This is a genomic window from Stenomitos rutilans (assembly GCF_059505485.1).
This window is the reverse complement of record NZ_JCACKR010000004.1, coordinates 1-9,348: the sequence shown is the minus strand read 5'-3', so window position 1 is coordinate 9,348 and position 9,348 is coordinate 1. Positions and strand designations below refer to the sequence as shown.

5 protein-coding genes are annotated in these 9,348 nt (G+C 49.6%); 2 read left to right on the top strand and 3 right to left on the bottom strand.

Going from position 1 to position 9,348, the window contains the following annotated elements; translation table 11 throughout:
- Nucleotides 1-111: 111 nt before the first annotated feature.
- Nucleotides 112-3,771, top strand: coding sequence for a HEAT repeat domain-containing protein (locus AC5JLP_RS00150; RefSeq protein WP_496065860.1), 3,660 nt, complete (start codon nucleotides 112-114; stop codon nucleotides 3,769-3,771).
- A 53-nt stretch (nucleotides 3,772-3,824) separates the two neighbouring features.
- Here AC5JLP_RS00150 and AC5JLP_RS00145 read toward each other — a convergent pair whose 3' ends face one another.
- Nucleotides 3,825-6,314, bottom strand: a complete 2,490-nt coding sequence (locus AC5JLP_RS00145; RefSeq protein WP_496065859.1) for an NACHT C-terminal helical domain 2-containing protein — start codon at nucleotides 6,312-6,314, stop codon at nucleotides 3,825-3,827.
- 150 nt (nucleotides 6,315-6,464) lie between these two features.
- Here AC5JLP_RS00145 and AC5JLP_RS00140 point away from each other — a divergent pair, with 150 nt between their 5' ends.
- On the top strand, nucleotides 6,465-8,693 hold the full coding sequence (locus tag AC5JLP_RS00140; RefSeq protein WP_496065858.1) for an NACHT domain-containing protein: 2,229 nt from the start codon (nucleotides 6,465-6,467) through the stop codon (nucleotides 8,691-8,693).
- On the opposite strand, the gene AC5JLP_RS00135 is transcribed toward AC5JLP_RS00140, so the two are convergent.
- Both AC5JLP_RS00135 and AC5JLP_RS00130 read right to left on the bottom strand, forming a co-directional pair.
- Nucleotides 8,635-8,964, bottom strand: coding sequence for a hypothetical protein (locus AC5JLP_RS00135; protein WP_496065857.1), 330 nt, complete (start codon nucleotides 8,962-8,964; stop codon nucleotides 8,635-8,637). The genes AC5JLP_RS00140 and AC5JLP_RS00135 overlap by 59 nt on opposite strands.
- Complete coding sequence (locus AC5JLP_RS00130) at nucleotides 8,910-9,179, bottom strand: hypothetical protein (protein ID WP_496065856.1); 270 nt, start codon at nucleotides 9,177-9,179, stop codon at nucleotides 8,910-8,912. Before AC5JLP_RS00130 ends, AC5JLP_RS00135 begins: the two co-directional genes overlap by 55 nt.
- Nucleotides 9,180-9,348 lie beyond the last annotated feature (169 nt).

Genomic DNA, 9,348 nt, shown 5'->3' with positions numbered 1-9,348 from the left:
CTGTGTCAACAACTCAAACATCCATCGCTCAAAATGGCTTGTGCGTAAGTCCTAACTAATTTTGATCGGGGTGAGGATATTTCTATTGGGGATGGGTTAGATAAAAAGCTGTTGGAAGAGATTCGGGGCTTGCTGAGACCAGAGCAATCTCCTTCCTTACCAACAATTGACTGGCAGCAGGTTAGCCGATCGCAACTGGAGGAACGTCTCCAGTTGACCACTAACCCGATGACAAGGGGTGAAGACATTGCCTATCGGATGGAGCAGGTGTATGTACCGTTGGGTCTAGTGGAGCGGAAGAAGGTACCACGCCGGAAGCAGGACGTACCTCCAAAACAGGGATCGGACCTTTATCGGGAAGGTGGAGAACCGAAACGGGAAGATAGGGAGCAGGAGCGATCACCTGAGAAATCTGAGCTAGAGCAGGAAGTAGAGGTCACACAACGATTTGTGCATGAGCAATTTCTGGAGCAGGTTTTACAACAGGGGCAAAGTCCCAAAAGCCAGGGAAAGCGAGTTGCTATTATTGGTGAGCCAGGTGCTGGGAAAACAACGCTGCTCCAACAGATTGGTCGATGGGTCTCGAAACAATTTCCAGAATCGATTGTGATTTGGCTATCGCTAGCAGATTTACAGGGCGACAGCTTGGAAACCTATTTAGAGAGACGATGGCTGCAACGGGTGATTCGAGAAGCAGGAGGGGCAGAAGCGGTTCATGCACATAGGGAGAACTTCGGGAAGCAGTTTAAGCAAGGACGGGTTTGGCTACTGCTGGATGGATTAGATGAGATGCAGGTTTCTGGGAATCCATTGAGTGAGATTCAACGACAACTTCATGAGGGAGGATGGCTGCAACAAATGCGCATCCTCCTGACCTGCCGACTGAATTTGTGGGATGGAAATCGCAATTCGCTGGAACAGTTTGATATATACCGCACGCTGGAGTTTGCCTATCCAGACCAGGTGGAGCAGTTCATTGGGCAATGGTTTGCACCACGGCGAAAAGCCAATTTGGGACAAGCCTTGTGTTCTGCCCTGAAGGAATCAGGGAGAGAGCGGATTCGGGATCTAGTCAAAAATCCATTGCGATTGACGTTGCTGTGCTTCAACTGGTATTTGCAGCAGGGCCAATTACCAGACACCCAGGCGGACTTGTATCAACGGTTTGTGGATCGCATTTATGAGTGGAAACAGGAGCAGTTCCCAACCACGCTGGAGCAACGGGAGCAATTGAATCAAGCATTGGCGAAACTGTCTTTGGCGGCGATCGATGATGCAGAAGAGCAACAGCAAGCTCGCTTTCGACTGCGGCAGGACTTTATCAGTCGTTTTTTGAAAGAATCGGTGTGTGGTGGACAAGAAACCCTGTTTGACCTGGCACTGAAGGTGGGTTGGCTAAACAAGGTTGGGGTTGATGCACTTGATTCAGCGCAAGACGTGTATGCTTTCTACCATCCGACCTTTGAGGAGTACTTTGCGGCATTAGGAATCAATGATTGGCATTTTTTGCTCAACCACATTCCCAAAAAAATCAAGTCGGAGAAAGCCAGTTACCGCATCTTTGAACCGCAGTGGAGGCAGGTATTTCTGCTGTGGTTAGGACGTAAGGATAAAGCGCTGAAGCCAAAGAAGGAAGCCTTAATTCAGGCACTGATGACGTTTAAGGATGGCTGTGGTGGTTTCTACAGCGATAGTGCATTTTTGTTAGCAGCAGCAGGAATTGCTGAGTATAAGGATTGCGCCTATGCTAATCAAGTTGTTAGTCAACTTATTCAGTGGAAGTTTGGTGATTTCAGTTGGCTAAAACAATACTGGATTGGGCTATTTGCGTCAGCTAGAGTACAAGCCAGGAAAGATTGGGCTACAAATGCTCTCAGCAGTACAGATTCCCAGAGAACAATCCTAGCACTGGTCAGGGTGCTAGAAACCACCCGCGATGAAGATACCGGTTGGAGCGTAGTCAAGAGCCTGGGCAGAATCAATCCTAGCAATGAGACAGTAATTCGAGGACAGGTCAGCGTGCCCGAACCTACTCAGGCTGAGGACACCCGTAGGAGCGTAGCCAAGATTCTGGGCACAATCGGGACTGGTAATGAGACAGCAATTCGAGCATTGGTCAGAGTGCTAGAAACTACTCAGGCTGAGGACACCCGTAGGAGCGTAGCCGAGATTCTGGGCAGAATCGGGACTGGTAATGAGACAGCAATTCGAGCACTGGTCAGGGTACTGGAAACTACTCAGGATGAATACACCCGTGGGATCGTAGCCGAGAGTCTAGGCAGAATCGGGACTGGCAATGAGACAGCAATTCGAGCACTGGTCAGGGTACTGGAAACTACCCAGGATGAAGACATTCCTAGAAACGTAATCGAGAGTCTGGGCAGAATCGGGACTGGCAATGAGACAGCAATTCGAGCACTAGTCAGGGTGCTGGAAGCCACTCAGGATAAGTTCACCTGTAAGAGCGTAGCTGAGAGTCTGGGCAGAATCGGGACTGGCAATGAGATAGCAATTCGAGCACTGGTCAGGGTACTGGAGGCCAATCAAGAGGATGAAGACATCTGTAGGAGCGTAGTTGAGGGTCTAGGCACAAGCGATCCTGACAGTGAGACAGCAATTCGAGCACTGGTCAGAATGCTAGAAACTACTCAGGATGAAGACATCCGTAGGAGCGTAGCTGAGAGTCTGGGCAGAATCGGGACTGGCAATGAGATAGCAATTCGAGCACTGGTCAGGGTACTGGAAGCCACTCAGGACAAATTCACCTGTAAGAGCGTAGCTGAGAGTCTGGGCACAATTGGGACTGGTAATGAGATAGCAATTCGAGCATTGGTCAGGGTGCTGGAAACTACTCAGGATGAATACACCCGTAGAAGCGTAGCTGAGAGTCTGGGCAGAATCGATCCTGGCAATGAGATAGCAATTCGAGCACTGGTCAGGGTACTGGAAACTACTCGGAATAAATTCATCCGTGGAAGCGTAGCCGAGAGTTTGGGCAGAATCGGGACTGGCAATGAGATAGCAATTCGAGCACTGGTCAGGGTGCTGGAAACCACTCGGAGTCAACTCACCCGTGGAAGCGTAGTCAAGAGTCTGGGCAGAATCGGGACTGGCAATGAGATAGCAATTCGAGCACTGGTCAAGATGCTAGAAAGCCCTCAGAATAGATCCACCCAGTGGATCGTAGCCGAGAGTCTGGGCACAATCGATCCTGGCAATGAGATAGCAATTCGAGCACTGGTCAGGGTGCTGGAAACCACTCGGAGTAAATTCAACTGTAAGAGCATAGTTGAGATTCTGAGTACAATTGGGCCTGACAATGGAACAGAAAGTCGAGCACTGGCCAGGCTTATAAGGATCTGGCAGAATAAATCCGCCCGGTGGAGCATAATCGAGAGTCTGGGCAAAATCGGGACTGGCAATGAGGTAGCAATTCGAGCACTGGTTAGGGTACTGAAAACTACTCAGGATGAATTCACCCGTGAGATCGTAGCCAAGAATCTGGGCAAAATCGATCCTGGCAATGAGGTAGCAATTCAAGCACTAGTCAGCAGGCTAAAACCTTCTCGGTATGAATACACCTGTAGGCGCGTAGCTGAGAGTCTGGGCACAATCGGGACTGGCAATGAGATAGCAATTCGAAGACTAGTTAAATCGCTCCGCTGCAACTTACGCTCAGAGGAAGCCTATCAACTCATGATGAAATGCGCTGAGACAATACCCTACAAAGATTTTTTCCAAGCATTCCACTCAACTCGACGGTTCTTCTAGATGTTCCCGTGGCTCAACTGTTGTGATCGCTGATTGTATCGAATGCGATCGCTCTATTCTACTTTTTCGCGGTTGCGTTTTTCGATTTCGGCGATCGGTAGTAGCAATCTCTTCTCAATCTTCTCTCTACTTAGAGCATCTATAGTACTGTTATGCAAACATTTTACTAATAACTGATTTGCATCATAATACCGCTTAAATAATTGCTTTTGATCATTGCTTAACTGCCAATCTTGACCAATATTACGATACTTGATCATAGTAGCTCTTAATTGCTCAGACCAAGCCTGACTTTTAGTACGCCACCATGACTTTGCTCTTTCATCTTCATATGGTTCTGGGAGTTTAGATTTGAGCTCTAGTAAAGTCTCTCTTAGTTTAGGGTCAAAGGCATGAGGACGGCCTAGGCGAAGGGAAAGCTCACGGGCTAGCTTTGAAGGAGGACAGGCAGGAGCAGAAGTGTTATTGGTATTATTACGTGTTGAAAAGATACTAGCGATGCTCAAAGCACTGGAAAGCGAACAATCTAAGGCAAGATCATAATCAAATTCTAGGACACATGTACCTTGATTGGTTTGAATAGGAGTAAGGGTTAAGTTTCTTGCTGAAGAGGTACCGAGGGTAGCAGCACGAGCATAACCAGGCTCAAAACCCAGCGCAAGTGCAAGATCAAAATTAATTGAATTGCCATAAGGAACGCGAAGACTAGAATTGAGAACAAAATAAAAGGCACGAACAGCAGGTGATTCATAAAAAGTCTTAATCGAGGACTGCTTCAGGCTGATCCAATCAATCAATTGACACAATTTGTGGCTTTCAATCACCATGCAATTAATGTTATCCTGCATTAAATGTAATAATTTGCCGGCGTTTTTTGCTATTTCAACAACTAGCAAAAATATTTCTTGCCACTGCCTCTTTCCAGTTTGACTAGCGAGAATTTGCCAATCACTCTGCCTATCGCAAAACCACTTTGCTACCAAATACTCCTGAAAAGTCAGGTGAGAAAACGACCAAACTTTCTGCGATCGCTCAATTAACAACCCATGCTGAGATTCGATCGATCGCAACACTCCTCGACTCTCCCGCAACCCAATCCCCAAAAACCCCGCAATATACCCCTCAAGCTCCGCCTGCTCAAACAACACATACTGCGGTTTCTCAAACTTCTTCACTGCCAAGTAGCTCAGTAGCTCCAGCTTCCGCTCCACCGACAAATCGCGATAAATCTCATCTCGCTCAATCTCCCGCGATTTGTCCCACTGCTCCAGCAATAGCTCTAAACCCTCCTCGTAGAGCTTGGAGCGCTTTGAGTAAAATGCCTGCTTCTGCTGAAACACCGCACAGGTCAAACTCAGCAGAATTGGCGTAATTGCCAATTCTCGAATTGCCTGGTTCTTCTCCCGAAAAAGCTGTTCTAAAAATACTTGTGCCTTTGCCTGGCCTGCAACTCGGTCTGCACAAACCGTTTGAAACCAGTGTTCTACAAAAGCTCTGACCTGCGGCTCATTAAAATCTGCTACTTCCACATAGTCAAACCGCTCAAACCGTGATTCCTGGTTCTGCGTTCGGCAGGTCACAACCATCTGTACTTGAGGATAGGCACGGGCAAAGCGCTTGATTTGTTTGGTAATGGTCTTGCCATCGTCCCCCGTCACCTCATCCAAGCCATCCAGCAACACCAACGATCGCCCCTGATTGAGCACCAGTTGAGTTTCTGTTGCTGCTAACTGCCAGCACCGCTCTAGATACCGCTCCAGTGAATAGCCAATGTCCCGCCCATCCTCGACAAACTCCCGTAGCCTAATCAACACCGGAATCCCATGAGCTTGCAGATTTCCCGCATTGCACTCCGTCACGACTCGCTGCAAATACGTGGTTTTCCCAGAACCCGGTTTGCCCACTACCATCAGATTCGTATGCTTTGCCAACACCTCCAGCCCCGACACCCGCTGCCGCTCTCTGCCCAAACCAATGCGATCGAGACTGCGATAGCTGGGATTCTGGCTGAAGTCCTGCCATAGGTCAGCCAATTCTGATCGACGGCTACTGCTCAACTCCTCCAGAATATTCACGTCCACAAACAAGTCACCCAACGGCACCCAATGATCCACACCCCACAGCGGCATCGTGCCATGCAAGCGTTGAATGTCATCATGGAGGCGCGATCGCACCTGTTGCACGAGTTCATCGGCTGACTTTAACGGTGAGACAGTGGGTTGAGCAGCCGCTTGAAGTTCTTGAAGAAGAGACTGGATGGTGTCTCGAATGGCTTCAGCACTCGCACCTTGATAGATGCGATCGCCAATGTGAACCGCTCCCCCGGTAATTTCCCCAACAGTTGTGTTGAACTTGCCATCCTGAGAGACCCATTGCACCGTATCGCCAGCGAGGCGCAGCGATCGCCGCAGCACCTCCATGTCTTGCTCAGTCTGCTGCTTTTGGGTAATTCTCTCAAGAATGGCATTGAGTGCTTCAGGAGTCATCATGGCAGTAGAGAGAACGGACTGGAGAGCCGCAGAGACTTGAGAGCCAGCATACACCTGCCGCCATCATAACTAAGACTCTCGGCAGAGTTTGGCTCAGTGAACACCACACCATTTTGCCTTTACGAAGCCTACAAATCTGGGAATAGCCTTAACCAATGTGTAATCTGAGGGTAAGCGCTTCGCTCAGCAGGATGGGTTTAGACGATGGCTGCTTCTAATGACCTTAGTGAACTCCTGGATCGTATTGCCAACAGTGAAGAAACTGAGGGCGATCGGAAAGTGCTGCGGCAACTGCTCCAGGACAAAGCCGAGCAGAATGTGGTGCAGCTCGGCAAGTACACCGTAAACCTGGGCCAGGGTCGGGAGATTCAGGTGGGCGATCGCATCTATCAGGGTGTTGATGCGGACACAATCAAAACGGTGCTTCAAGCTGCTCTCCAACAGCCCCTTATGCGATCGTCCCTGACACCCCAGGCGTATCGTAATCGACAAGCCTTGCTCAACAAGGTCAAAAACTTCTGGATTAAGGGCGTTCTCGAAGCCTCGTTGCATCACCAGGTCGTCATGCAACTGGGGTTGGAAGAGCGATCGCAGGTTCTGGTAACTCCGTGGTCTTTGGGTTTAGAGCCAGTGGGTGCGGCTCAACCCGTTCTGCCTGAAGGCACTACTGTGATTGATCTATTTGATCAACTGGGCACAGGACGCACTCTGCTGCTGTTGGGCGAACCGGGGGCAGGCAAAACGATCACCTTGCTCCAACTGGCGCGTGAGCTGCTTACCCGCGCCGAGCAGGACATGGAAGCGTTGCTTCCCGTGGTGTTCAACCTCTCCTCCTGGGGCAGTAAGTCGCTCAGCATTGCCGATTGGCTGGTGGCAGAATTAAACACGAAATATCAGATACCTAAGGCGATCGCGCAACCCTGGATTAGAGAACAACAACTGCTCCTGCTGCTGGATGGGCTGGATGAAGTGCGGGCAGACCAGCGAGAGGCGTGTGTCGGCGCGCTTAACCAATTTCAGCAGACATATGGCACCGAAATGGTCGTCTGTAGTCGCATCAAGGATTACGAAGCGCTTTCCCAACGCCTCATGGTGCAACAGGCTATCTATGTGCGATCGCTACAACCCACCCAAATCGATCGCTATTTGAATGATCTTAATGGGAATCTCACAGGCTTAAGGCAGTTACTGATAACCGATGCAGCGCTGCAAGAGCTGGCGCGATCGCCCCTCATGCTGAATATCATGGTGTTGGCGTATGAAGGCATTCATCCGGAGGACTTCCCTCAAATGAGTGCGGAAGCTCATCGCCAACGGTTGTTTGATGTGTATATCGATCGCATGTTAAAGCGGCGTGGCGGTGATACACGTTACTCACTAACCCAAACGAGGCGATGGTTAAGCTGGTTAGCGCAACAGCTCGTTCAGTCTTCCCAAACCATTTTTTTGATTGAGTGGCTCGATCGCAGTTGGTTACAAACACCCCGACAACGCTGGCTATATACAATCCTGGTATCGCTGATTGTCGGACTTGCTTTTGGAGTCATCGTCGCCCTCAGTATGGGAGCGAAACAGCACTGGCTCGCAATCGGGCTCACAGTTTGGGCGATCTATAGTCTTGCCAACATTATTGGGACTTGGCTCACGATGGCAATTGAGCGAATGCAACCCAGTTCCCGCCAAGTGTTCCTGCAACGGTTAACAGGCAGTTTCTTGACTGGGCTTTTGACTGGTTTGCTTTTCGGTATGGTTGCTGGCGTTGCCAAGGCTCCCGAAGCGGGTTGGCTTGTGATGGTGTTAACAGTACCGATTGTAGGGGGTCTGGACTGGTGGGTTGGGGGCATCATTGGCATGAGTTTCCTCAAACCCGTCGAAGCCTTGAGATGGTCTTGGAGGAACGTCAGCAGATACCTTATCTTTGGGTTGATCGGCTCTGCTCCAATGGGTCTTATCTTAGGATTATCTGGTGCCCTGGGTCGTAATTTGATCGAAGGATTGCTCCTCGTACTGCTGGGAGGCTTGATTTTTGGACTTTTAACTGGCCTTCGTGCGGGTGCTGAAGTTGAAACTCGCACGACCCCAAATCAGGGCATTTGGCGCTCTGCCAAAACATCCGCTAATGTTGCAATTATGGTCTCACTAGGATTTTCTTTCGTGTTTTACCTGCTCAGTCAGTGGTTAACCGTTTCTCTGAACTGGGGCATATTTTATGGACTCTTTGTGGGGCTACTGATGGGAGGAACAGCTTGCATCGTTCACATTAGTCTCCGAGCCGTATTTTATGTGAGCCACAATATACCCTGGAACTATGCGCATTTTCTGGATTATGCGGTCGATCGCATCTTCCTTCAGAAAGTGGGTGGTGGCTACATCTTCATCCATCGTCTGCTGATGGAGCATTTTGCTGCAATGTCGGCTGGGGAACAGCGGTGAGGTGCGATCGTGTTGCACTGTGTTTCTCCCAAGATGAGACGCGATCGCCAGTGAGTGAAAACAGTTCGGTAAAGCAGTTTCGGCAATGGCTTAGAACGTTTTGATGAGATGGGATGAGGGCGATCGCCCTGCCATGAAATGCTGAATACATCAGGCGACGAGCCATGCGGTGCGCTTCACCCTCCATGAACAGCAGCCCGTTGCCAAAGAGCGACTTTAAGAAAAACCAGCCCAACGTGGTGGAAACATGGTCTGCCTGTTCCAGCAGCACAAATGGTTGGCTTCAGGACCAACTAGAAACGCAAACTTCTGTCCCAGAATCCGGGTTTTGAAGACAGACCCATACCGCTGAAAATGTTGCCAGTAGTACAGCTCTTCATCGCCAAAAATGGACAAGGTCTCACCCAGGAAGGGCAACCCATAGCGACCGGGCATTGCTTCAGCAGGTTTGAGCTTTAGCGGCGATTGGTTGATCGGCACTGTCATAGCGGCACCTTCAGACGTGGCTCAAATCACCATAGCGTAATTCAAATGTTGCACCGTTAAGCGATCATTGAGGTCACTTTTGCTGCTCTGATTGCAATTCCCCACATCTTCCTAGCTGATTGACTGACACAACTCTTAAGCAGCGGCGGTAACCGTATGGACTTGAAAC

What these genes read in the sequence shown, in the direction of transcription:
- AC5JLP_RS00140 (WP_496065858.1), top strand. Translation starts at nt 6,465, where the DNA reads ATGGCTGCTTCTAATGACCTTAGTGAACTCCTGGATCGTATTGCCAAC.
- AC5JLP_RS00130 (WP_496065856.1), bottom strand. Translation starts at nt 9,179, where the DNA reads ATGACAGTGCCGATCAACCAATCGCCGCTAAAGCTCAAACCTGCTGAA.